This window comes from Corynebacterium auris (genome assembly GCF_030408575.1).
Classification (GTDB): Bacteria; Actinomycetota; Actinomycetes; order Mycobacteriales; family Mycobacteriaceae; genus Corynebacterium; species Corynebacterium auris.
Genome location: NZ_CP047047.1, coordinates 1,154,628 through 1,177,810, shown reverse-complemented (window position 1 = coordinate 1,177,810; position 23,183 = coordinate 1,154,628). Strand labels below are relative to the sequence as shown.

Below are 23,183 nucleotides of genomic sequence, written 5' to 3'. Positions count from 1 at the left end.
CCTGAGCGGCTCCCGCGGGCGCGCCACGGCGAACGCCCCGATAGACGTTTAAGAGGTGACGCGTATCATGGGGTGGGTAATACAAACCTAGTATCTCAAGGAGACGAAAACAATGGCTGATTCAGCCCTTCGACCCGCAGGTAACCGCCACCACGTAGTGATCATCGGCGCGGGCTTCGGCGGCATGTTCGCCGCGCGCGAGCTCGCGAACGCCGACGTCGACATCACGCTGATTAACCGCACAAACCACCACCTTTTCGCTCCCCTCCTCTACCAAGTCGCCACCGGCCTGCTGTCCACGGGCGAGATCGCAGCCTCCGTGCGGCAGATCCTCGCCAGCCAGGAGAACGTCAACATCGTGCGCGGCGACGTCACCGGAATCGACGTCGAGGCCCAGACAGTGACCTTCGAGGAAGGCGAGTTCTCCCAGGACGTCGAGTACGACTCCCTCATCGTCGCCGCTGGTGCAGGCCAGTCCTACTTCGGCAACGACCACTTCGCCCAGTACGCGCCCGGCCTGAAGACGCTGGACAACGCCCTCGAGATCCGCGGCCGCCTCATCAGCGCCTTCGAGCGCGCCGAGGTCGCGCAGACGGCCGAGGAGCGCGAGCGCTTCCTCACCTTCGTCGTCGTCGGCGCTGGCCCGACCGGTGTGGAGCTCGCCGGCCAGATCGCGGAGATGGCGCACCGTTCCTTCGACGGCCAGTACAACAACTTCGTGCCGTCGCAGGCGAAGATCGTGCTTGTCGATGCCGCACCGCAGGTCCTTCCCCCCTTCGGTAAGCGTCTGGGCAAGAAGGGCCAGCGCGAGCTCGAGAAGAAGGGCGTGACCGTCATCCTCAACGCGATGGTCTCCGACATCGACGAAAAGTCCGTGACGTACAAGGACACCAACACCGACGAGGAAACCACCATCCCCGCCGAGACCAAGATTTGGTCCGCTGGTGTGCAGGCCTCCCCGCTGGGCAAGATCATCGCCGACCAGGTCGGCGTCGAAGCCGAGCGCAACGGCAAGGTACCGGTGAACGAGGACCTCACCGTCGCCGACAAGTCCAACGTCTTCATCATCGGCGACATGATGAACCGCGACGGCCTGCCGGGAGTGGCCCAGGTGGCCATCCAGTCCGGCGAGTACGTGGGCAAGATCATCAGCGAGCAGGTCGAGCACGAGGTCGCCCCCGAAGACCGCGACGCGTTTGAGTACTTCGACAAGGGCTCCATGGCGATTGTCTCCCGCTTCAACGCAGTGGTGAAGATGGGCAAGGTCGAGATCACGGGCCTGATCGGTTGGTTCATGTGGCTCGCCGTGCACGTGTCCTTCCTGGTCAGCGCCCGCAACCGCCTCGTGTCCATGTTCACCTGGACGCTCAACGCGCTCTCGCCGAAGCGCTACAACCTGGCGACGAGCCTGCAGGAGATGCACGCGCGCACCGCGCTGGACAAGCTGCGTGAGCGCACCTCCGAGGACGAGGAGAAGCTGCCCGAGGTTCGTGACACCAACGGCGAGAACTAGTCCCCCGCTCCCCTGACCCGGGTTCGCCGCGCGCGAACCCGGGTTTTTCGCGCATAGCGCGTAGTATTCTCAACGGCTTTTGTCAGGCGCAGCCCGCGCCTCGAAGAAGGGAGGAACACCACCATGCCGCCATTGATCCCGCTGTCGAAGCAGCGCGCGAAGCGCCCCGCGGACTCCTCCCAGCCCAACGTGCCCGTCCCCGTCGAGCGCTCAACGGATTTTTGCCGCGTGTTCGTGGACGGCAAGCGCCTGCCGGGCGAGGCCCGCATCTCCCATGCCCTCGAAATGGCCCAGGAACACGAAAACGCCTTCGTGTGGCTGTCCTTGCGGGAACCCACGAGGGCGCAGATGGACAGGCTGCGCGACATCTTCGACCTGCACGACCTCATCGTCGACGACGTGGTCACCGCCCACCAGCGACCCAAGTTCGAGCGCTACGACGACCAGCTGTTCCTGGTCATCCGCTCCGTCCAGTACCGCGACGACGAGGAGGTGCAGGACGCCCGCGAGATCATCTCCACCGGCGAGGTGCAGGTGGTGATCGGGCCGAACTTCGCCATCACCATCCGCCACAACGCTCCCCTGCCGGATTTGTCCTCCCAGCTCGAGGAGGACGAGGAGCTCGCCGTCCTCGGCCCCTCCGCCGTGGCGTGGAAGGTGGCCGACTACATCGTGGACAACTACCTGCGCGTCACCCAGGCGCTGAACAAGGACGTCGACGAGCTCGAAAACGAAGTCTTCACCCCGAACAAGTCCATCAACATCGACAAGATCTACATGTACAAGCGCGAGATTTTGGAGATGCGCCACGCCATCGACCCGCTCGGCCCGGCGCTGCGCGGCGGCATGACCAACAACAAGGACCTGCTGCGCAAGACGCTGCGCTCCTACTTCCGCGACGTGCAGGGCAACGCCATGATCGTCAGCGACCACGTCTCCGGGTTCGACGAAAGGCTTTCTTCGCTTCTCGACGCCTCCGTGGCCAAGGTCACCATGCAGCAAAACAGCGACATGCGCACGATCTCCGCGGTGGTGGGCATGGCGGCGGCACCGACGATGATCGCGGGTATCTACGGCATGAACTTCACCAACATGCCCGAGCTTGACTGGCGCTGGGGTTACCCGGCGGTGCTATTGACCATGGCCACAGTCATGGCCCTGATGTACTGGTGGTTCCGCCGCAACAACTGGCTTTAACGCCTAACGCTGGCGCAGGATCATCAGTTTCAGGTGCGTCAGCGCCACCAGCTTTCCCTCGTGGTGCATCTCGATGCGCCACAGGTGCGTCGAGGAACCGACGTGCACGGGCTGGGCGACGGCCTCGAGACGGCCGCTTTTCACGCTGCGCAGGAAGTCGGTGCTGTTGCTCATTCCCACCGCAGGGGCGCCGGCCGCGGCGACGGCACCGATCGAGCCCAGCGTCTCGCCAATGCTCGCCATTACCCCGCCGTTGGCCAAGCCCATCGGCTGGTGGTGTTGCGGGCCGATGTCGATGTGGCCTTCGACCCGCTTCGCGGAGACGTGTGTGATAGTGAGCCCGATCGTCCGGGAGAACCCGGAGTCCACCTCCCGCAGCGCGGCGAGCTCCCCATCGCTCAAGGGGGTGTCCAGCACTTCTTTTCCGTATTTGGTCTGCATGCCCCGCGATTCTAACCGCGCTGCGTAGTATGAGGGCCATGACAGATCCCTCACAGACCTCTTCCTTGGCGCAGATCGGCGTGGTCGGCATGGCCGTCATGGGCTCGAACCTGGCCCGCAACTTCGCGTCCAAGGGGCACACAGTGGCCCTGTACAACCGCTCCCCCGAAAAGACCCGGGCCGTCGTAGACCAGCACGGCGCGGAGGGCTCTTTCATCGCGACCGAAAGTATCGAAGAATTCGTCGCCTCGCTCGAGCGTCCCCGCAAGGCCATCATCATGGTGCAGGCTGGTCCGGCAACCGACGCTGTCATCGAACAGCTCGCGGAAGCGATGGAGGAAGGCGACATCATCGTCGACGGCGGCAACGCGTTGTTTAGCGACACGATCCGCCGCGAGCGCGAAATCGCCGCGCGCGGTCTGAACTTCGTCGGGGCGGGCATCTCCGGCGGCGAGGAGGGTGCGCTGACCGGGCCCTCCATTATGCCGGGCGGCCCGGCCGAGTCCTGGGAAACCCTCGGCCCCCTGCTCGAAGACATCTCCGCCAAGGTCGACGGCGTGCCGTGCGTGACCCACATCGGCCCCGACGGCGCCGGCCACTTCGTCAAGATGGTCCACAACGGCATTGAGTACGCCGACATGCAGGTCATCAGCGAGGCCTACCACCTGCTGCGCTACGCGGCCGGGCTGGAACCGGAAGCCATCGCCGACGTCTTCGCCGAGTGGAACGAGGGGGACCTCGATTCCTACCTCATCGAAATCACCGCTGAGGTCCTGCGCCAGGTGGATCGCCGCTCCGGCAAGCCCTTCATCGACATCATCCTCGACGCTGCGGGCCAGAAAGGGACCGGGCGCTGGACGGTGAAGGAGGCACTCGACCTCGGGGTACCGGTCACCGGGATCGGCGAAGCCGTCTTCGCGCGCGCCTTGTCGTCCGCGCTCGCGCAGCGCCAGGCCGCCCAGGACGAAGGCCTGCCGTCCGGAACGCTGCGCACCCTCGGGGAACTCGGCATCGACGCAGCCGGGTTCACCGAGGACATCCGCCGCGCTCTCTACGCCTCCAAGCTCGTCGCCTACGCCCAGGGTTTCGACGAGATCAACGCCGGCTCCCAGGAGCACGGGTGGGCCATCAACCCGGGCGACCTGGCCCGGATCTGGCGTGGCGGCTGCATCATCCGCGCGAAGTTCCTCAACCGCATCACCGAGGCCTACGACAAGCAGCCGGAGCTACCTTCGCTGCTTCTCGACCCCTACTTCAAGTCCGAGTTGGACGGCCTGGTGGACTCGTGGCGCCGCGTCGTCGTCGCCGCCACGCAGCTCGGCCTGCCGGTGCCGGTGTTCGCTTCCTCGCTGTCCTACTACGACTCGCTTCGCGCGCAGCGCCTGCCCGCGGCGCTGATCCAGGGCCAGCGCGACTTCTTCGGCGCCCACACGTACAGGCGCATCGACATGGAAGGCACCTTCCACACGGCGTGGTCGGGCGACCGCGAGGAGCTGGAATACTGATTCGGCCCCGGCGGCGGGTACACTGCCGCCAATGACCTCTTTCGCCGAGCTCGGCCTGCCCCAGCCCATCGTCCGCGTGCTGCGCAACCAGGGAATCACGGACGCCTTTCCCATCCAGGAGGCAGCCATCCCCGACGCCCTCGCGGGCCGGGACGTCCTCGGGCGAGGTCCGACGGGCTCGGGCAAGACCTTCACGTTCGGGCTCCCCATGCTCGCCCGCCTCTCCGGCGCACCCTCCAGGCCCGGCCGCCCGCGCGGTCTCGTGCTCGCCCCGACGCGCGAGCTGGCCGCGCAGATCCGCGAAAGGCTCACCGAGCCGGCCGCCACGCTCGGACTGCGCGTCATCGACGTCGTCGGCGGCGTGAACATCAACCACCACATCCGGGCGCTCGCCGCGCCGGTTGACCTGCTGGTGGCCACCCCGGGCCGCGCCGAGGACCTCATCAACCAGAAGAAGCTCGACCTCGGAGGCATCGAGGTCACCGCGCTCGACGAGGCCGATCAGATGGCGGACATGGGCTTTCTCCCCCAGGTGCGCAAGTTGCTCGATCGCACGCCCGACGACGGCCAAAGGATGCTGTTTTCCGCAACGCTCGATGGGGACGTCGAAAAGCTCGTTAAGGCCTATATGCACGACCCGGTGACCCACTCGACGGCCCCTGTCGAAGCCTCCGTGGACACGATGGAGCACTACGTGCTAGAGGTCGGCGACCGGGAGAGCCGCAACGAGGTGGTGCTGCGGATCGGAGCGCGCGAGGGCCGCACCATCATGTTCATGCGCACCAAGCACGGGGTGGACAGGCAGGTGAAGAAGCTGCGGCGCGTGGGAGTTGACGCCCAGGGCCTGCACGGGGATAAGGGCCAGGGGGCGCGAACCCGCGCCATCGAGGGCTTCACCTCGGGGTCGACGCCCGTCCTCGTGGCCACCGACATCGCCGCGCGTGGCATCGATATCGGTGGTGTTTCGCTCGTGGTGCACGTCGACCCGCCCGCCGAGCACAAGGCCTACCTGCACCGCGCCGGGCGTACGGCGCGCGCGGGTACCTCGGGCACCGTGGTCACCCTGGCCATGGACGAGCAGCGCGGCGAGGTCGCTCAGCTGCTGCGCAGGGCGGGCGTGGACGCCGAGAGCGTACGCGTCACCCCCGATTCCGAGGCCTTGGCTAGAATCACAGGAGCGCGTGTTCCTGCGGGGCCGCCGCTTCCGCCGCCCGGGCAGCCCAGTCCGGTCGCCGCGGGTGCGAAGCGTCGGCCCCGTCGAACCCGCCGACAACACAAGGGCCGCGGGCGGTAGGAAACCGCCCACGAAGGACACCACACTTACATGGACATAGTTTTATCGATCCTCGCTCTGCTCGGCTTTGTCGTGCTGACGGCCTCCACCGGCCTCTTCGTGGCCATCGAGTTTTCCATGACCGGGCTGGAGCGCTCCACCATCGAGTCGCACGTGCGCTCCAAGGGGGACAAGACGGCGAAAGCTGTCGCGCGCGACCACGCGAACCTGTCGTTCGTGCTCTCCGGCGCGCAGCTGGGCATCACCGTCTCCACCCTCGCGGCCGGTTACCTCGCCGAGCCCGTGCTCGGGTCCTTTTTCACCCCCCTGCTGGAACTAGTGGGCCTCAACGAGCAGGCTTCCTCGGCGGTCGCGCTGGTCATCGCACTCGTGATCGCGACGTTTTTGTCCATGGTGTTCGGCGAGCTCGTGCCCAAAAACGCCGCCATCGCTGAGCCGCTGCACATCGCGCGCCTCGTGGTCCCCCCAGTCAACGTCTTCAACACGATCTTCGCGTGGTTTATCCGCGGGATGAATACCTCCGCTAACTGGTTCGTGCGCAAGCTCGGCTTCGAGCCGGCGGACGAGCTGACCTCAGCCCGCTCCGGCCAGGAGCTCGGCGCGATGGTGCGCAGCTCCGCGGAGGCGGGTGGCTTGGACGCCCAAACCGCCCGCGTGATCGACCGCTCCCTCCAGTTCGGCGAGACGACCGCCGAGGAGGTGATGACGCCGCGCTCCAAGATCGAATCCCTGGACGTCGAGGACACCGTTGCCGACCTCATCGAGATGGCGCGTGAGACGGGATACTCGCGCTTCCCCGTGCGCCGCGGTGACCTCGACGACACCGTTGGCGTAGTCCACATCAAGGACGCCTTTTCCATCGACGCTCACCTGCGCTCGACCACCCGCCTCGCCGACCTGGCCCGCCCCGTCCTTTTCGTGCCGGGCACGCTCGACGGCGACGCGGTGCTCAATCGCGTGCGTTCCGCTGGCTCCCAGGTCGTGCTCGTCGCGGATGAGTACGGCGGCACGCAGGGCCTGGTGACCATCGAGGACGTGGTCGAGGAGATCCTCGGCGAGGTGTACGACGAGTACGACGACAGGGACTCGGAGCGGGACTTCCAGCGCTTCGGCTCCTCCTGGGAGGTCTCCGGTCTCGTACGCCTCGACGAGGTGAGCGAAAGGACGTCCTACACCGCGCCTGACGGGCCGTACGAGACGCTCGGTGGCCTGGTGGTTTCCACGCTCGGGCGCATCCCGCGTGTCGGAGATAAGGTGCTGCTGCCGGAGGATCACGCGACACTTCGAGAGTCCTTCACCTCCGCCAACGCGGGCCGCTGGCTCGCCCACGTCTCCGTCATGGACGACCGCCGCGTGGACAAGGTCATCCTCACCCCCGTGTCGCACCCGGCCCAGGAAGGAGAGCAAGAATGAGCATCGGCCTCGCCATCCTCCTGATCGTTTTGCTCCTAGCCATGAACGCATTCTTCGTGGCCTCGGAATTCGCCCTCATCTCCTCGCGCCGTGACCGCCTCGAGTCCCTGCTCGCGCAGGGCAAGAAGGAGGCCGAGCGGGTAATTGTCGCGATCGAGCACCTCACGACGTATCTCGCAGGTGCCCAGTTCGGCATTACCATCGCCTCCCTGGTCCTCGGCAAGGTCGCTGAGCCCGCCGTGGCCCGCTACGTCGAAGTGCCGTTCGCCGCGCTTGGCCTTCCGCCGGACCTCCTCCACCCGATCTCCTTTGTCATCGCCCTCGGTCTCATCTCGTACCTGCACATCCTGTTCGGCGAAATGGTGCCCAAGAACATCGCTATCGCCGGCCCGGAGCGCCTCGCTCTCGTACTCACCCCAGTTATGAGCGCGTGGGTGAAGCTCACCCGCCCGGTGATCGAGTTCCTCAACTGGGTCGCCAACAAGACCCTCGCGGCCTTCGGCATCGAGCAGCGCGACGAGCTCGAGTCCACGGTGGATCAGGAGCAACTCGCCTCCATGATTCAGGAGTCGCGCAAGGAGGGGCTTCTCGACGCCGAAGAGACCGTCCGCCTGGCCAAGGCGCTACGCTCCGACTCGCGCAGCCTCAAAGAGGTGATGATCCCGCTGGATAAGCTGAAGACCATCCCCTACTCTGGGCGCGGCGTCCCGCTGTCGACCATTGAGCAGGCGGTGCGCGAGACCGGCTTTTCGCGCTTCCCCGTCGAGCGTTCCGCAAGCGTTTTGGTCGGCTACATTCACGTCAAGGACATCCTCGACCTCATGGCGGCCGGGGCCGATGAAGGCAATCACGACCCGCTCATCCCCACCTCCCGCATCCGCTCCCTGAGTATCGTCGACGGGGCCGGCAGCCTCGACGACGCGCTGACCTCCATGCACCGGCGCTCCGCGCACATGGCGCAGGTCCGCGACGGCGGCGAACTGGTCGGCGTCCTCGCTTTGGAGGACATCATCGAAGAGTATGTGGGCACGGTGTCCGACTGGACTCACGAGGGCGCCTAAGTGGCAACCACGCTGACCAGACAGCAGTGGCGGCGCGCTCAGTCCGAGCACACCGAGCGCGCCCGGCGCTGGGTAGACCCCCACCTTGCGCGGCGCAGCGCAGGCGAGGTACACCCCGTGTGGGATTTCCTCTTTGACTACTACAGGTTGCGCCCTGGCCACTTAAAGCGCTGGCAACCCGGGTTCGGAGTCGACCTCGAGGACGCCGCGGAGTTCGGCGAGCGGCGCTATTTTGACGTCGATAAGCATGGAACGGCCCGCCTCGCTGCGGATGAGCTCATCGCGAAGCGAGGCGAGGACCTGCGGCGCGTGCGTGACCTCGTGGCGCGCATCGGCGCGTCGCAGCCGCACTTCGATTGTTTTGGGCTGCACGAGTGGGCGATGGTGTACCGCGCGGGCGCGCCGCGTCACGGGCTCCCGCTGCGCCTGGGGCCCGACGGGACCGACGCCGTGGTGGAATCGCACCAGCTCAAGTGCAGCCACATTGACGCCTACCGCTTCTTCACCCCGGCCGCCCGACCACTGAATCTGACCGTGCTCACCCGCGAAAGCCAGGCAGAGCACGACCAACCCGGGTGCGTCCACGTGACGATGGATCTGTACAAATGGGCGGCCAAGGCCGGCCCCGCGGTCCCCGGGGAGCTGCTGCTCGACTGCTTCGAGCTGGCCGCCCGGGCGCGCGCACTCGACATGGAGGCCTCCCCCTACGACTGCCGGGGCCTCGGCTTCGGCGTCGTGCCCATCGAAACGCCCGAGGGCAAAGCCGAGTACGTGCACCGCCAACGCCAGCTCAGCCGCCGGGCGCAGCCGCTGCGCCAGCGCCTGCTCTCGCTCCTCGACGCCGTGTTGGCAGATAAGATGGCTGAGAAGGCAAAGTAGCAACATTATTCGAGGTGGTTCCCGCATGGGTCGGCATTCTGACGGCACTAACAACTACTCCCTGTCCCGGAGCGTGATCGCGGTGCTCGTCATCGTCGTGCTCGTGATCGCGGTCGCGATCTGGTACGTCGCCGCGAGCCCGGGATCGGATAACGCCGAGCCCGAGGAGCCGGACTGCGTCGCCGGAGAGCTCGAACTGCCCGTTGCCGCCTCCGACGAAGCAGTGGCGCGCACCCTCACCGATGCTTACGCCGCCTCGCAGCCCGTCGTTCGAGACTTCTGCGTCACTCCCCTGCTCGTCGCCGACGCTGCCGAGGCCGCCGTTTACGTCGGCTCCGACTCCCCCGCCACCGCTGAAATCCTCTCGCAGGCCGGGCGCAGCGTTTCCGTCTCGGACCCGGAGCCCGTTGCCTCGCAACCCGTCGGTGTCGCCTCGGAGGAAGAGGTTGCCCCCGCGGACGTCGCACTGCAGCAGGTCGCCTTCCCCACAGACGGCGAGCCCGCCGTATCGGCGGCCGTGGCTACTGAGCTCGCCCCCAACGCCGACGAGGCGGCCGATGCGCTGCGCAACCAGCGCGTCGGTGCCGCGGAAGATGTGCTCAACGACGAACGCTACGCCGCCACCACCCGCGACGGAACGCCCGCCGGATGGGCCTTCACCGAGCTCGGCGGCTCCGTCCTCTTCGCCGCTTTGCCCCTGAACCAGGCCGACGGGGTCAGCGAGGACCAGTCTCGCGCAGGGCAGGATTTCGCCCGCTTCTCCGCCGAGGGCTTCGCCGGGGACGGGGCCGACCAGCCTGAGATCGCGGATACTGTGTGGGAGGCAGCCGTCCCGCCAGAAGCCGCGGAGCCAGCGGACGAACAGCAGCCCGCCGAGGAGGACCCGGCGGCGGCCCCCGAGATGGTGAGCACTCTATTCTTGCTGGACACCTCCGAGGCGATGGCCCCCTTCCTTCCGGCCGCTGCCGAGTCCATCGGCAACGCTGCACGGGAAGTCGCGGGCAACGGGCATAGCGTTGGGCTGTGGAACTACTCCAGCCCCCTCAACCCGGGCGTGCAGCAAAGCTACCGCGAAAACGTCATGCTCGGACCCGACGCGGAAGCCGTAGCCACGGCAGCTGGCCGCTTCGGCATCGGCGGGCAGCCCAACACCCGCGAGGCGCTGAGCGCCGCCGTCGGCTACGCCGCGGAAGTACAGGGGCCGGTGCGCGTCGTGCTCATCACCACCGGCACCGCAGACGCGGCAGACGACGAGGCCTTCGTCTCCGCCCTGCGCGAGGCCACCGGGGATAACGCGCGGATCTCTGTCGTCCACGTTGGCCCCAACGAGCAGGACCCGGCGGTTGCCGAGGTCGCGGAAGCGGTGAGCGCCTCCCCGGATGAGGCTGGTCTTGGCCAGGCAGTCGCCGAGGTCGTGGGCCAGTAACGGCCGGGCCGCCGCTAGGAGGACTTGCGGCGGCGGCGCGCGGCCAGCTCGTCGAGGCCGATGACGTTGTCCTCGGAGGTACCCTCCGAGACGCGCTCGGCCGGGAAAGCGGAGATGCTGCCGGTCAGGTCACGCATGATCTGCGGCACCGCGATACCGAAGACGCCCTGACCCCCGCTCAGCAGGTCGATGATGTCCTCGTTGCTGCGGCATTCGTACACCGTGGTCCCGTCAGAGACGAGCGTGATCTCGGCGATGTCGTTCACTCCGCGGTCGCGAAGCTTGTCGACGGCCAGCCGGATGTTCTGCAGGGAGATGCCGGTATCGAGCAAGCCCTTCACGATCTTCAGCACCAGCAGATCCTTGAAGGAGTACAAACGCTGCGAGCCGGAACCGCGCGCGCCGCGGATGGAGGGGCGCACGAGATTGGTGCGCGCCCAGTAGTCGAGCTGGCGGTAGGTGATGCCGGCCACCTGGCAGGCAATGGGGACGCGGTATCCGACGATGTCGGAGGGTCCGACGTCGAAAAGCGTCTCTTGGACGGCCTCGGCGGACCCGGTGCTGAGGTGGGGGGTGTCGTTGCTCACGTAATTACTCCCGTGAAGTTCTGCGGTGCGCGCTGTTTCCTATTAAATGCCAAGCTTAAGCCGGGGTCAAGGCCAGGATACCGCGACACGCCGAAGTTTCAACCTGAAGTTTAGGGTTATTGCTCTTCCCCGAGGTCGCCTTCCTCGACCCCGAGGTCGCGCATGAGCTGCTCGAACTCCGCGTCGGCGGCGGCGTCGCCGCTCGCGGAGTCCCCCTCCGCGGCGTCGCCTCCCGTGTCGATGTTCAGGTTGAAGTAGGTACTCAGGTCCGCGGCCGAGATGCGCACTCCCGCCTGGGCCAGCACAGTCTCGTCGACCTCGACGCTTTCGTCCAAGGCCGCGGCCAAAACAAGCGCGTCGGAAGCGCGCAGGTCGTATTCTGTGCCGTCGCCGAGGGTCAGGGTGGCCATGAACACGCCGTTGTAGTAGCTCGAGATCTCGATTGCGTTCACCCCTCGCCCGGACTGGGCGATCACGTCGCCGAGGACGTCGTGGGTGCCCGGGCGGCTGGGGCTGGCCCCGCTCAGCCGAGCGAGAAGCTGCGCGCCCTCGACGGGCGGCAGCCACACAGGAAGGAAGCGGCCCTGATCAGGCGCGTGGAGAAGGGCACAGAGGAAGTTCTCCGGCCCGAGCGGGAATACCCCGGTCACACTGATGGGAACCATAAGTGACCTCCTAGCTGTCGAGTCGGCGGCGCAGCTCGTTTTTCACGAGGTCTGCGTGCAGGGACACCACCAGCGCAGTCATCTGGTGGCCGATCTCCTCCGCCTTCTGTTTCGCCCCCGCCGTACGCGACTTTGCCACCGGCTCGACGACCTGCGAGATCAGATCGGCCTGGCGCCCGGCGGCTGTCCGCAGCGACTTCAGGTGCCGGGTATCCAGGCCGAACTCGGAAAGCGCGAGGGCGGTGGTGACCACGCGAACGTCGTCCGCGCTGAAGTGGCCCGTCGCGTCCGGGGTGAGCAACCCGGCCTTGACCAGCTCGGCGACGGTGGACTCGGCGGTGTTCGCCTGCTGCGCCAAGTCGACGTCGGTCAAGCGCGTCGCCGGAGCAGCACGGAAGGTCTCCGGGGACACGATCGGATCGGCCTTCGCCGCGGACATGATCGCGGTGACCTGGCCGGAGTCCATCGCGTCGAGCTGCTCGCGGATGACCTTAAGCGGCAGGTAGTTATCGCGCTGAGTCACCAAGATGTAGCGCAGGCGCTCGACGTCGTCGTCGGTGAACCGGCGGTAGCCCGAGGCCGTGCGCTGGGGGGTGATCAGCCCCTCAGACTCGAGGAAGCGGATCTTGGACACCGTGACGTCCGGGAACTCCTCGCGCAAGCGGTTTAGCACGACGCCGATGGACATGGTCTTGGCGGTGGTCTTTGCGCCCGCGCGCGCGGCAGGCTGCTGCGGGGAGGTCTTGCGAATTGCGCTCACGGTGGTGCTCGGTTTTCTACTAAGGTGGGCGAAACATGTACTGCCCTGGCGGGCGGGAATAGCCGCCCGCCGCGGGCACGAACGCCAGCTACCGGTTAGGCGGTAGCGGCAATGAAGACGAGGCGGAATTTGCCGATCTGAATCTCGTCACCGCTCGACAGCGCCTGGGAGTTGCGCGGTTCGCGGTTGACGTAGGTGCCGTTGAGGGAGCCGACATCGACGACCTCGAAGCCGCCTTCGTTGCGGCGGAACTCCGCGTGGCGCCGGGAAACGGTGACATCGTCGAGGAAGATGTCGGCGTCCGGGTGGCGGCCGGCGGTGGTGGTGTCCTGGTCCAGAAGGAAGCGGGAACCCGCGTTCGGGCCGCGCTTGACCACGAGAAGCGCGGCACCCTCGGGCAGGTTATCCGCACCCCCTACAGCGTCGGAGGAGGCGGCGCCCGACTCCATTTCCTTCAGCAGGTCTGCACGGAACACCGAAGTGGTTTCTACTTGATTCTCCGGCGTACCAGTGTTTTCGCTCATGAACTTCTCCTGACGCTGTCGAGGGATTTTCAAATCAACTGTTAGCCATACTAGCGATCGGCCCCCGCCTCGGGGAACAAAGGCAGATTGTTACGGCCTACATGCAGCTTAGCGCGCGGCGGGCAGGCCAGCCGATTACCGAAAAATATTCGCCACCCCGGTGATGAAGGAGTTCCCGGAGCCCGCCAAGGGGTTGTCGGAGACCATGTAGGTCCACGTCGCGCTCGGGCGCTTCCACCCCGCGTCCTCCAAGTGCGCCCCGTCGGCGTCGATAAGCACTGTCTCGAAGCTCTCTACGGCGTGGTCGACGGCGCGGTTGGCCAGGTCCTTGAACTCTCGCACGGCAATGCGGTGGTACTCGTCGATCGGAGTCTCGCGCGCAATGGCGCGCAGGTGGATGGACTCGCGGACGTCGTCCATGAGAGCCAGGTGCTCCGACCACTCCGCGTCGAGGTGAAAGAGCATGATCTCGCGGGCGGCCTGCTCGCGCGTTTGTGCGGGCAGTTCGTTCAGGGAAGCGGCGCGCTCGGGGCTGCGCTTGGCCAGCTCCCGCCAGGCGGTGTCCGTGTCCAGCAGGCGGGCGCGGCGCTCGTCGAGGATGTCGCGGTGGTCCGCGAGCAGCTTGTTGTACTTCCACGTCTGCGAATGAATTTCCAGCAGCTGTCCTTCGGTAACGCGCTGGCAGTGCTCCACGAAGCCCTGCACCCGGTCCGACTCGATGCGCCCGTCCTCCCCCGGGTGCGCGGTGACCTGCTCTCCCGCCCCGCCGCTGGTGACGATATCATCCTCCAGCGAGACGAAAAACACGCTCAGCCCGGGGTCCCCCTGCCGGCCCGCGCGCCCACGCAGCTGATTGTCCAGCCGCGCGGTGCGGTGGCGCGCCGTGCCGATGACGGCCAAGCCGCCGCGCTCGGCGACCTCGTCGTGCTCGGACTCATCCGCCCCGCCAAGGCGAATGTCCGTGCCGCGACCGGCCATCTGAGTGGACACCGTCACGCGGCCAAGGTCGCCGGCCTCGGCGATGATGCGCGCCTCGTGCCTGTCATTTTTCGCGTTGAGTACGTTGGCGTGCACCCCGCGGCGCTCGAGCGCTGCGGCCAGCGCCTCCGACTCGGCGACGTCGTGCGTGCCCACCAGGACCGGCTGCCCCGTGGAGTGCAGGTGCACGATCTCCTCGACAATTGCGGCGTTTTTCTCCTCCATGGTGGCGTAGATCCGGTCCGCTTCGTCGAAGCGGCGCAGCGTTCTCGCCCGGTCGATGACGGAGACGTGCAGCCCGTAGAAGGAGCGCAGCTGGTCGGTCGCCTCCACCGCTGTGCCCGTCATGCCGGTCACCCGGGGGTAGCGGCGCATGAGGGCCTGAAGAGTGATCGAGTCGAGGATCCGCCCGCCCTCGGAGACCGCCAGGCCCTCCTTCGCCTCGACGGCGGCCTGGAGCCCATCGGGCCAGCGCTGGAGCTCAGCGACGCGGCCGCGTGAGGCGTCGACAAGCGCGACCTTGCCCTCCTCCACGATGTAGTGGACGTCCCGGATCAGCAGCGCCTTGGCGTGTAGCGCGAGGTTCACGCGAACCAGCGTGTCGCCGATGTGCTCGTCGGAGTAGAGCGAGTCGATGCCGAGCAGCGCCTCCACCCGCCGCGCACCCTCGTCAGTGAGGAAGGCGTTGCGGCCTTCGGCGTCGACGGTGTAGTCCTCGCCCTCCTTCAGGCGGGAGACCGCCTCGGTGATGCGCCCCGTCGCCTGCGTGCCGGGTTCCGAGCCCGCGAGCACGAGCGGGACCAGGGCTTCGTCGACAAGTACGCTGTCAGCTTCGTCGACAAGCGCGACCTGCGCCTTAGCCTGAACCGTCTGCTCGCGGTGCGTAATCTGGTTGTCCCGCAAGTGGTCGAAGCCGATCTCCGTAACCGGGGCGTAGACCACGTCGCAGCGGTAAGCGAGGGCGCGCTCCCCGCGCGTCGAGGACTCCATCACCGCCGCGACGCTCAGGCCGAAGAACTCGACGAGCGGGCGCATCCACTCGGCGTCGCGGCTGGCCAGATAGTTGTTCACCGTGATGACGTGAACCCGCTTGCCCGTCAGGGCGTAGCCCGTGGCCGTCATCGCTCCCACGAGCGTCTTACCCTCACCGGTGGCCATCTGGATCACGTCGCCTTCGAGCATCCGCAGCACGGCCTGGTTCTGCACCTCGTAGGGTGTCATGCCGAGGGTGCGGGACGACGCGACCGAGAGAATGGCCAAAAACGAGGCCTTGTCCTCAATCTCCTCGCCTTTCACCGTGGCGCGGATCGCCTCCGCCAGCTCGGCGTCGGGAAGCTGTTCGTACTCCCCGATCAGCCCGTGCGCTTTCCCCACGATGCTTTTCGACGCCTTATTGTTGCGCTCCGCGCTCGCGCCCATGGCCTTCCAGAACCAGTCAAAGGCACCCATAAACCGCTCGTCCTTTCGTCGGCGACTCTCTTCCTGCCAACCTTACGGCAGCGTTGTCGCCGCGCCGCGCGCTCCTGCAATATCCTCTACTGGCGTACACCGGCCCCGCAGCCTGTTCAGGAGGTTCCACCCGAGATGCATTCCCTCAACGTCAAGGTCCCGTCGTCGACCGGGATCATGATGGCCGGCACGATCGACCAGCCCGTTCACCCGGCAGAGGCCTACGCCATCTTTGCCCACTGCTTCGCCGGCTCGCGCCACACCCCGGGCGCCTCCCGCATCTCCAAAAAGCTCACCGAACATGGCATTGCCACCCTCCGCTTCGATTTTCCCGGCCTGGGCCAGTCCGAGGGCGCATTCCGCGACACCAGCTTCAGCCAAAACGTCGACGACATCCTCGCCGCGGCGCAGTGGCTGGCGGAGAACTACCGCGCGCCGCAGCTGCTCATTGGCCATTCCCTCGGTGGCGCCGCCGCGTTAAAGGCCGCCACCCGCCCCGAGCTGAAAAAGTCCCTCAGGGCTGTGGCCGCGGTCGGCGCCCCCTTCGACCCGGCACACTCGGTGCTGCACTATGCCGACAAGATCAGGGAGGCCGACGCCACCGGCTCCGTGGTGGTCACCCTCGGCGGGCGCGAGCTGGAAATCTCGCGGGAGTTTCTCCTCGACCTCGCCGAGACCGACCCGCAGACCTACCTGCCCACCCTGCGCACACCCCTTCTGCTGGTCCACTCCCCCATTGACCAGACCGTGGGCATCGACAACGCGCAGACGATCTTCCGCCTGACCCGCTACCCGAAGTCCCTCATGGCCCTGGATAAGGCCGATCATTTGCTCACCCGACAGGGCAGCGCGCAGCGCGCGGCCGACATCATCGGTTCCTGGGCGAAGCAGTACATCGACCCCGAGTTCGTCCCCGAGCCCACCACTGACACCAACGCCATCTCTTACACGGCCCGCGGCACCCGCTTCGGGGACGTCGTGCGCACCTCGAACCGCGCGATCGCTACCGACCGCGCCAAAAACTCCGGCGGCCGGGGCCAGGGCGTGACCTCCACCGGGCTTTTCATGAGCGCGCTTGCCGTCTCCACCTCCCAAGCCATCCGCGAGGCGGCCCGAGGCATGAAGCTTGACGACGTCCGCGTCGCCGTCACCCACCACGGCGGCAACCGGTTCACCCGCGAGGTCACCCTCGTCGGCGACCTCTCCGACGCCGAGCGCGCCCAGCTCCTCGAGGCCGCCGGCTGCTCCCGCGTGGACACCTTCATCGGCGCGGCCAGCATCGAAACCACACTGGTGTAACTTACTCCCCCATTTTTCCGCCGTGACCTGACGATTTCCGCTATCGCAGGCGCGTGATGTAATCTATCCAAGTTACCGCGAGCGCCCCACGCGCTCAACGTACACGGGCTATGGCGCAGTTTGGTAGCGCACTACACTGGGGGTGTAGGGGTCGCAGGTTCAAATCCTGTTAGCCCGACGCAGAGCACTCAGGCCCCGCTCCTCGGAGCGGGGTTTTTTGCCTAAGAGGGAATCCGGGGCTGGGCTCTGGGTTAAACACAAAATGTGTGTCTGGCTCCGGCGTGTCGCGGGGGTTAGATGTGGCCTTTTTGGATGCCGATTGAGTGGGTGTAGTCGGTGTCGATAGCGTTGTCGTAGAGGACTGGTCGTCCGGTTTCGTGGTCGGCGTGGTTCTCGTTGCGGGTTAGGGTTGGAACTTTGGCAAGTTGGTCCTGGCCCCAGTTGGACTGCCTGGTGATTGCAATAGGATCGTCAGGCTGGTTTGCCCCGGGTTTAATGGAGGGTAGGGATGTGGAAAAAGAGCCCTGCCCTCCATTAAACCCGGGGCGAACCAAATGCGACGAAATCGGAGCTTTACTCACGGAGAGTGTCCGTTTGTTTGTGTGCGGGGGCTTGGTTTACAAGTAGTTGGCGAACCGGTCTGGGTAGGCCACGGATAGTTGGTTGATGGCTTGTTTCCACCCTGAGGTTTTCGCCCCTTCAATATAGCCGTTGCAGTCGATTGCCCGCTTCGCTTTTTTCGCGCGTTGGGCGGCGCGTTTGTCCTCGATGTTGCAGACCATCAACCACAGCGTCTTCAACGCCGCAGCATCCGTGGGGAATTGGCCACGGTTGCGGGTCGCTTTCCGCAGCTCAGCGTTAAGCGACTCGATGGCATTGGTGGTGTAGAGCACCCGGCGAGCTGCAGGCGGGAACTGCAGAAACGGTATAAACCTCTCCCACGCATCACGCCAGACCTTCACCGACTGGGGGTACTTCCGCCCCAGTTCCGAGGCTTCGAAGGCATCGAGGGCGGCGCAAGCGGCGTCCTCGTTCGGTGCGGTGTAGACCTGCCGCAGCGCGCTGGATACAGATTTGCGGTCCTTATAGGACACCCACCTGTTGGCGGCCCGGATCAGGTGCACGATGCAGGTTTGTACCATCGAGTTCGGCCAGGTCGCTTCCACGGCCTCAGGCAGGCCTTTGAGCCCGTCGCAGCAGACGATGAACACGTCATTGACTCCACGGTTCGCCAGGTCCGCGCACACGGATGCCCAGAATGCAGCCCCTTCATTGTCGGCGATCCATAGTCCCAGGATGTGTTTGGTCCCGTCGATGTCGATGCCAACAGCCATGTAGCAGGCTTTATTGACCACCCGGTGACCGTCGCGGATTTTCACCCGCAGCGCGTCGAGGAAAATGACCGGGTAGAACTCATCGAGCTGACGGTTTTGCCACACCATCACCTCATCGAGGACCGCATCGGTGATGGTACTGATGGTATCCGGGCTGATGTCCACCCCCAGGGTCGATGCCAGGTGGTGCTGGATATCGCGTACCGTCATTCCGCCGGCGTAGAGCGAGACGATCATGTCATCGAGCTCTGTCAGCCGGCGTGCCCCTTTCGGCACCATGACCGGGTGAAACGTGCCCGCTCTATCCCGAGGCACTGTGATGTCCACCGGGCCGTAGCCGGTGCCCACAGTTTTGGTGTACGACCCGTTACGGTGATTGCCACCGTTTGAGGGGCTTACCTGGGCTTTGGCCGCGCGATCTGAGTGCCCGTACCCCAAATGGGCGTCCATCTCCGCCTGCAGACCCGCGTTGATCGAGGCTTGCAATAGACCTTTGACCAGGTCGCTGGCATCGTCGACGGAGGTTGATAGCTCGCCGATCAGTGCGGCGATTTCCGGGTTTTCCATCAGCTTCGCGCTGATCTCGTTGACCCTGCTCGGGTCATGGCCTTTCTTCGGTGACACGGTAGTCATTATCAGTGAAACTCCTTCTGGATCAGAGCCTCACACACAAACTTCCTGACACCCTCTACTCACGCGATTTGTCGTCACCCTTCGCTCGATAAAAGAAGGAAGCGGAGACAGGAAAGGCGACAGCAGCGATGCCCCATCCAGCAATGGCAGCTCCTGCTACAGGGATTGTTACCCCAAGAAGAGGTGCTGCCGTGCCGATCGCGAGTGCAACGAACCCACGCGACTGATTTCTACTCGATCTCATGATTTACTCCGATCCTGACTCACTCCAATTCTGGCCTGTGGAGTACCCGATTGTACTCCACCTGTAGCTCCGGGAGCTGCGACTAGACAAGCGATACAACCAGCCCCCAGCGTCGCCGCACAGGCTGCACCACACAACGCTCAGTGCCGCAATTGCCCATGATGCAATTCCAGCATTGATGAGGCAATCGTTGAGCCCACCCCAATCCATGCCCATTGGCGAGATTTGACCATCAGGGGCTGAGGTATCCTGCGAGACAACCGAGACAACATATTCATGCAGTTCCTGCTCGCCATCGGCATAGGTTGTGACACAACCCGAGTTTGGAGACACTTCTTTGGGTGTGATTTGGTACGTTGACTTCAGGGTGTTTTCAGGAGTGAGAAAGACTCCGAACACGCTACCGTTCGACACTCCATCGATTCGGATGGATACAAATGTGCTTCCATCATCCAGACGCTTGGGCCCGACCCCTGGAAAGTGAACACAGGGGTCGGGCCCAAGCATGGACTAAGACTACCTTCCTCCGGCTATCAACCGGGGCTAGCCTATGTCCGCCAAAAGGGGTCAGGTCCAAGTTTTAAGCGAAGTGTGCATGAGAGCATGACACCAGCTGTCAAAATACTGTGCAACGGTGGGAAAACATCACACTAAATGCCCCTACATGGACCTTTAATGCCAAAGTTAACCACAGTTTTTCGAGTTTTCGCGCCGATTTCATAAAAACTTTCGCATGATCATCGGCCACTTCACCTGGCAGTAACCCCCTACCGGTGTTCCACCCCGAAGAAATCCAGGACCGTGTTCGTGGCAAAGTCCGGCGCCACAGTCTGCGTTGTGTCGTGGCTCGCGCCGGGCCACACGTGGGCGCCATTGAAGATGCGATAGTGCGTGACGGGGGCGTCGCAGCCCCGGTAGCTCTGCCGAGTCAAGGTCGGCGTGACCTCGTTGAACACGGGGTCGGGGCCACAGTGGTTACGCCGCGCGGTGTCGCCGATAACCTGCTCGAGCGACTCGTAGCGGGTGTTGTGCCGCATCCCGCCGTTGTAGTTGATGATCGTGTCGTTGGTGCCGTGGATATCGAGGGTCTTGACGGGGATCGGCGAGCAGCCCTCGAAAACGCGGTCGTAGAACGCGGCCGACACCGTGGCCACGGCCGCGACAGCGTGCGCGCGGTGGCAGCCCACGAAGGCAGCGAACCCGCCACCGTTGGACAGCCCGGTGGCAAACACGCTGGCGGGGTCGATGGCGAGCTCCCCCATCAGCTCTGCCCGCACCGCGTCGAAGAAGGCGAGGTCCTGCGCCCCCGTCGTCTGGGCGTACGGCGCCGGCGCCCATGCCCGGTCCTTGCCGTCCGGCTGCCCCCGGCCGTTCATATACACCACTACCGCGTTCGCCCGGTCGAAGCCGGTGGCGGCGCGCATCAACGCGGCGTCGCCCCTAAAGCCGTGGAACACGAAAATCAGCGGCACCCGCGCCCCCTGGGCCGCCGCCGGAGGGATCGACACGGTGTAGGAACGCTGCAGGTCCGCGGCGACGATGGTGCGGTTGTCCACGGTGCGCTCGCCCTCGACCGGTGCGCTCGAGCTCGCAACCTCGGGGACGACCTTGCGCACCTGCTGCGAGGAACTCTGCGCTTCGTTGTGCACCTCGGTCGCGCACGCCGTTGCCGGCAGCACAGCCGCAATGAGCGCCGCCGCGCCCCACCGCCACATTCGTCCATTCACCTAAGAGTGTCCCTTCCGTCGGTTGCTACATTGATTCAGTATGGAACCAAGCAGGAAAAACGGCCCGGCGTTCCGCGACGCGGAGCACCGCGTGACCTCGGCCCGGTCCTTCCTGGCTGGGGCGGCCGGCTACGACGCTGCACGCCCGTCCTACCCACGTGACATTACATCCCTATACACCATAAAGGGAAGGGTGCTCGACATCGGGGCCGGTACCGGGATTTTTAGCGCCGTTCTCGCCGCCGCGGGCCACAGGGTTGTTGCTTGCGACCCGTCCCCGGGCATGCTGCGCACGCTGCGCGCGAACCACCCCACGATCCCCGCCTGGTGCGCGACAGCGGAGAGCACCGCGCTTCGCGACGCCTCCGTCGACAACCTGGCCGCAGCCCAGACGTGGCACTGGGTCGATGCCGCCCGCGCAAGCGCCGAGGCTGACCGCGTCGTGCGCCCCGGCGGCGAGATGCTGCTGTGCTGGAATACCCTCGACGTGCGCCACCCCTGGGTGTTGCGCCTCAGCCGCATCATGCACTCGGGCGACGTCCAGCGCGAGGGCTTCTACCCCGACGTGCGCCCCCCGTGGCGCTTGCGTGACGAGATGCGCCTGACGTGGATTCAGCCCGCCACGCCAGAGGACCTGTTCCCGCTCATGGCCACTCGGTCCTACTGGCTGCGCGCCAGCGACCCAACGCGGGAGAAGATGACCGCCAACCTGCGCTGGTACCTCTACGAGCGCCTCGGTTTCGCCCCCGGCCAGCTCCTACCGCTGCCCTACCGCACTGACGCCTTCGTCTACGCGCGCTAGCGCTTCTGGCGCCGCTCGCGGACCCGCACGGCGATCCGGATCGGCGTGCCGTGGTAGCCGAAGGCCTCGCGGAACTTGCGCTCCAGGTAGCGGCGGTAGCCGGCGTCGAGGAAGCCGGTGGTGAACAGAACGATTGTCGGCGGACGGGTGCTCACCATGGTGGTGAACAGCACGCGCGGCAGGCGGTTGTTCTTCATCGGCGGCGGGTTCGCCGCGATGGCCTCGCGCAGCCAGTTGTTTAGCTGGCCGGTGGACACGCGCCGGTCCCAGTTCTCCAGCGCCTCGGCCATAGCCGGCTCGAGGCGATGCAGACCGCGCCCGGTGTCGGCGGAGATGTTGAGCTTGGTCACCCACGGCAGGTGGCCGATCATTTCGTCGAACTCGCGGTCGAAGTAGTAGCGCCGGTCCTCGTCCATGAGGTCCCACTTGTTAAAGCAGATCACCATCGCCTTGCCAGCCTCGAGCACCATGGAAATGACGCGCTGGTCTTGCTCCGAGATGGGCTCTGAGGCGTCGATAAGCACGACGCAGACCTCGGCCGCCTCGATGGTGCCGCGGGTGCGCAGGCTGGCGTAGTACTCGTGGCCCTGGGCGTTTTTGACCTTCTTGCGCAGGCCGGCGGTGTCGATGAACTTCCACAGGTCGTCGTCGAGCTGGATGAGCTCGTCGACAGGGTCGACGGTGGTGCCCGCGACGTTATCGACGACGGAACGGTTCTTCTTCGACAATTTGTTCAGAAGGCTCGACTTGCCCACGTTCGGCCGCCCCACGAGTGCGACGCGGCGCGGCCCCTCCGTCACGGATGCGGCTGCGCGCGGAACGTCGGGGAAGACGCGGAGAATCTCGTCGAGAACGTCCGCTCCGCCGCGCCCGTGCAGGGCGGAAACGGGCCACGGGTCCCCCAGGCCGAGCGCGTAGAACTCGGCGACATCCGCCCACTGGGATTCCGACTCGAATTTGTTGGCAACAAGGAGGACCGGCACGTCGGCACGCTGCAAGTTCCGCGCCATGACAGCGTCGGTAGATGTGACCCCGGTGTGGGAGTCGACGACCATGACAATGACGTCGGAGGTCTCCATCGCGGCCTCCGATTGCCGCGCGATGGCCGCGTGGATTCCCTTTGCGTCCGGGTCCCAGCCGCCGGTGTCTTGCACCCAGAAGCGGCGCCCGCCCCAATCGGCCAGGTAGCTTACCCGGTCTCGGGTCACCCCCGGGTGGTCCTCGACCACGGCTTCGCGGCGGCCGAGGAATCGGTTGACCAGCGTGGACTTGCCCACATTCGGTCGGCCGACGATGGAGACGGTCGGCAGGGCCTCCTCGACGATGTCCGGGCCGCCGACGCCATAGGACTCTTCGAGTTCGGCCCACTCCTCGTCCGTCATTTCCTCCGCGTAAGCGTCGCCGTCAATAAAGCTGCGGTCGATGTCGTCGCGGTCGATGTCGTCGTGAAAT

At 65.7% G+C, this 23,183-nt stretch carries 19 protein-coding genes, 1 tRNA gene and 1 pseudogene; 11 read left to right on the top strand and 10 right to left on the bottom strand.

Annotation, left to right across the window (positions count from 1 at the left end; all coding sequences use genetic code 11):
- Positions 1-112 precede the first annotated feature (112 nt).
- Both CAURIS_RS05645 and CAURIS_RS05640 read left to right on the top strand, forming a co-directional pair.
- On the top strand, positions 113-1,513 hold the full coding sequence (locus tag CAURIS_RS05645; RefSeq protein ID WP_290343228.1) for an NAD(P)/FAD-dependent oxidoreductase: 1,401 nt from the start codon (positions 113-115) through the stop codon (positions 1,511-1,513).
- A gap of 123 nt (positions 1,514-1,636) precedes the next feature.
- The gene (locus tag CAURIS_RS05640; RefSeq protein ID WP_290343227.1) at positions 1,637-2,710 is read left to right on the top strand and encodes a magnesium and cobalt transport protein CorA; all 1,074 of its coding nucleotides are present in this window, start codon (positions 1,637-1,639) and stop codon (positions 2,708-2,710) included.
- A 3-nt stretch (positions 2,711-2,713) separates the two neighbouring features.
- Here CAURIS_RS05640 and CAURIS_RS05635 read toward each other — a convergent pair whose 3' ends face one another.
- Positions 2,714-3,151 carry a PaaI family thioesterase gene (locus CAURIS_RS05635; RefSeq protein ID WP_290343226.1) on the bottom strand — a complete coding sequence of 146 codons (438 nt, stop codon included), beginning with the start codon at positions 3,149-3,151 and terminating at the stop codon, positions 2,714-2,716.
- A gap of 29 nt (positions 3,152-3,180) precedes the next feature.
- Here CAURIS_RS05635 and gnd point away from each other — a divergent pair, with 29 nt between their 5' ends.
- Genes gnd through CAURIS_RS05605 form a run of 6 tightly spaced genes read left to right on the top strand, consistent with a single transcriptional unit; the run spans position 3,181 to position 10,729 of the window.
- On the top strand, positions 3,181-4,656 hold the full coding sequence (gene gnd, locus CAURIS_RS05630) for an NADP-dependent phosphogluconate dehydrogenase (protein WP_435384031.1): 1,476 nt from the start codon (positions 3,181-3,183) through the stop codon (positions 4,654-4,656).
- Positions 4,657-4,687: 31 nt separating this feature from the next.
- Positions 4,688-5,950 (top strand): DEAD/DEAH box helicase, encoded by a 1,263-nt coding sequence (locus CAURIS_RS05625; protein ID WP_290343224.1) that lies wholly within the window; start codon positions 4,688-4,690, stop codon positions 5,948-5,950.
- A gap of 30 nt (positions 5,951-5,980) precedes the next feature.
- Positions 5,981-7,363 (top strand): hemolysin family protein, encoded by a 1,383-nt coding sequence (locus tag CAURIS_RS05620; RefSeq protein WP_290343223.1) that lies wholly within the window; start codon positions 5,981-5,983, stop codon positions 7,361-7,363.
- Entirely contained in the window at positions 7,360-8,424 is a 1,065-nt protein-coding gene (locus tag CAURIS_RS05615; RefSeq protein ID WP_290343222.1) for a hemolysin family protein, read from the top strand. Before CAURIS_RS05620 ends, CAURIS_RS05615 begins: the two co-directional genes overlap by 4 nt.
- Positions 8,425-9,303 (top strand): 3-methyladenine DNA glycosylase, encoded by an 879-nt coding sequence (locus tag CAURIS_RS05610; protein WP_290343221.1) that lies wholly within the window; start codon positions 8,425-8,427, stop codon positions 9,301-9,303.
- Positions 9,304-9,328: 25 nt separating this feature from the next.
- The gene (locus CAURIS_RS05605) at positions 9,329-10,729 is read left to right on the top strand and encodes a vWA domain-containing protein (protein ID WP_290343220.1); all 1,401 of its coding nucleotides are present in this window, start codon (positions 9,329-9,331) and stop codon (positions 10,727-10,729) included.
- A gap of 14 nt (positions 10,730-10,743) precedes the next feature.
- Here the strand turns inward: CAURIS_RS05605 and CAURIS_RS05600 are convergent, their stop codons facing one another.
- From CAURIS_RS05600 to secA2, 5 genes are all read right to left on the bottom strand, one after another.
- A complete protein-coding gene (locus tag CAURIS_RS05600) occupies positions 10,744-11,316 on the bottom strand; it encodes a MerR family transcriptional regulator (protein WP_290343219.1) in 573 nt (190 codons plus the stop codon).
- Between the two features lie 116 nt (positions 11,317-11,432).
- Complete coding sequence (locus CAURIS_RS05595) at positions 11,433-11,981, bottom strand: bifunctional nuclease family protein (RefSeq protein WP_290343218.1); 549 nt, start codon at positions 11,979-11,981, stop codon at positions 11,433-11,435.
- A 10-nt stretch (positions 11,982-11,991) separates the two neighbouring features.
- Complete coding sequence (ftsR, locus tag CAURIS_RS05590) at positions 11,992-12,741, bottom strand: transcriptional regulator FtsR (protein WP_290343217.1); 750 nt, start codon at positions 12,739-12,741, stop codon at positions 11,992-11,994.
- 95 nt (positions 12,742-12,836) lie between these two features.
- The gene (gene odhI / locus CAURIS_RS05585) at positions 12,837-13,265 is read right to left on the bottom strand and encodes an oxoglutarate dehydrogenase inhibitor Odhl (RefSeq protein WP_290343216.1); all 429 of its coding nucleotides are present in this window, start codon (positions 13,263-13,265) and stop codon (positions 12,837-12,839) included.
- A gap of 135 nt (positions 13,266-13,400) precedes the next feature.
- A complete protein-coding gene (gene secA2 / locus CAURIS_RS05580; protein WP_290343215.1) occupies positions 13,401-15,692 on the bottom strand; it encodes an accessory Sec system translocase SecA2 in 2,292 nt (763 codons plus the stop codon).
- 135 nt (positions 15,693-15,827) lie between these two features.
- Here secA2 and CAURIS_RS05575 point away from each other — a divergent pair, with 135 nt between their 5' ends.
- Complete coding sequence (locus CAURIS_RS05575; RefSeq protein WP_290343214.1) at positions 15,828-16,991, top strand: bifunctional alpha/beta hydrolase/OsmC family protein; 1,164 nt, start codon at positions 15,828-15,830, stop codon at positions 16,989-16,991.
- 104 nt (positions 16,992-17,095) lie between these two features.
- Positions 17,096-17,169: transfer RNA gene (locus CAURIS_RS05570), tRNA-Pro, on the top strand.
- A gap of 115 nt (positions 17,170-17,284) precedes the next feature.
- Here the strand turns inward: CAURIS_RS05570 and CAURIS_RS05565 are convergent.
- The 3 genes and pseudogenes from CAURIS_RS05565 to CAURIS_RS05555 all read right to left on the bottom strand — a co-directional run.
- Positions 17,285-17,467 (bottom strand): annotated as a pseudogene (locus CAURIS_RS05565) (IS1249 family transposase); the annotation flags it as partial.
- Positions 17,468-17,608: 141 nt separating this feature from the next.
- Positions 17,609-18,958: an IS256 family transposase gene (locus tag CAURIS_RS05560; protein ID WP_290340938.1), complete on the bottom strand. Its 1,350-nt coding sequence runs from the start codon at positions 18,956-18,958 to the stop codon at positions 17,609-17,611.
- Between the two features lie 1,011 nt (positions 18,959-19,969).
- Positions 19,970-20,929 carry a CE1 family esterase gene (locus CAURIS_RS05555; protein WP_290343213.1) on the bottom strand — a complete coding sequence of 320 codons (960 nt, stop codon included), beginning with the start codon at positions 20,927-20,929 and terminating at the stop codon, positions 19,970-19,972.
- A 40-nt stretch (positions 20,930-20,969) separates the two neighbouring features.
- On the opposite strand from CAURIS_RS05555, the gene CAURIS_RS05550 reads away from it, so the two are divergent.
- On the top strand, positions 20,970-21,731 hold the full coding sequence (locus CAURIS_RS05550; protein WP_290343212.1) for a class I SAM-dependent methyltransferase: 762 nt from the start codon (positions 20,970-20,972) through the stop codon (positions 21,729-21,731).
- Here the strand turns inward: CAURIS_RS05550 and der are convergent.
- On the bottom strand, positions 21,728-23,170 hold the full coding sequence (gene der, locus CAURIS_RS05545) for a ribosome biogenesis GTPase Der (protein ID WP_290343324.1): 1,443 nt from the start codon (positions 23,168-23,170) through the stop codon (positions 21,728-21,730). The genes CAURIS_RS05550 and der overlap by 4 nt on opposite strands.
- Positions 23,171-23,183: the final 13 nt, after the last annotated feature.

Coding starts and splice junctions, on each gene's coding strand:
- CAURIS_RS05645 (WP_290343228.1), top strand. CDS start 113: ATGGCTGATTCAGCCCTTCGACCCGCAGGTAACCGCCACCACGTAGTG.
- CAURIS_RS05640 (WP_290343227.1), top strand. CDS start 1,637: ATGCCGCCATTGATCCCGCTGTCGAAGCAGCGCGCGAAGCGCCCCGCG.
- CAURIS_RS05635 (WP_290343226.1), bottom strand. CDS start 3,151: ATGCAGACCAAATACGGAAAAGAAGTGCTGGACACCCCCTTGAGCGAT.
- gnd (WP_435384031.1), top strand. CDS start 3,181: ATGAGGGCCATGACAGATCCCTCACAGACCTCTTCCTTGGCGCAGATC.
- CAURIS_RS05625 (WP_290343224.1), top strand. CDS start 4,688: ATGACCTCTTTCGCCGAGCTCGGCCTGCCCCAGCCCATCGTCCGCGTG.
- CAURIS_RS05620 (WP_290343223.1), top strand. CDS start 5,981: ATGGACATAGTTTTATCGATCCTCGCTCTGCTCGGCTTTGTCGTGCTG.
- CAURIS_RS05615 (WP_290343222.1), top strand. CDS start 7,360: ATGAGCATCGGCCTCGCCATCCTCCTGATCGTTTTGCTCCTAGCCATG.
- CAURIS_RS05605 (WP_290343220.1), top strand. CDS start 9,329: ATGGGTCGGCATTCTGACGGCACTAACAACTACTCCCTGTCCCGGAGC.
- CAURIS_RS05595 (WP_290343218.1), bottom strand. CDS start 11,981: ATGGTTCCCATCAGTGTGACCGGGGTATTCCCGCTCGGGCCGGAGAAC.
- odhI (WP_290343216.1), bottom strand. CDS start 13,265: ATGAGCGAAAACACTGGTACGCCGGAGAATCAAGTAGAAACCACTTCG.
- secA2 (WP_290343215.1), bottom strand. CDS start 15,692: ATGGGTGCCTTTGACTGGTTCTGGAAGGCCATGGGCGCGAGCGCGGAG.
- CAURIS_RS05575 (WP_290343214.1), top strand. CDS start 15,828: ATGCATTCCCTCAACGTCAAGGTCCCGTCGTCGACCGGGATCATGATG.
- CAURIS_RS05560 (WP_290340938.1), bottom strand. CDS start 18,958: ATGACTACCGTGTCACCGAAGAAAGGCCATGACCCGAGCAGGGTCAAC.
- CAURIS_RS05550 (WP_290343212.1), top strand. CDS start 20,970: ATGGAACCAAGCAGGAAAAACGGCCCGGCGTTCCGCGACGCGGAGCAC.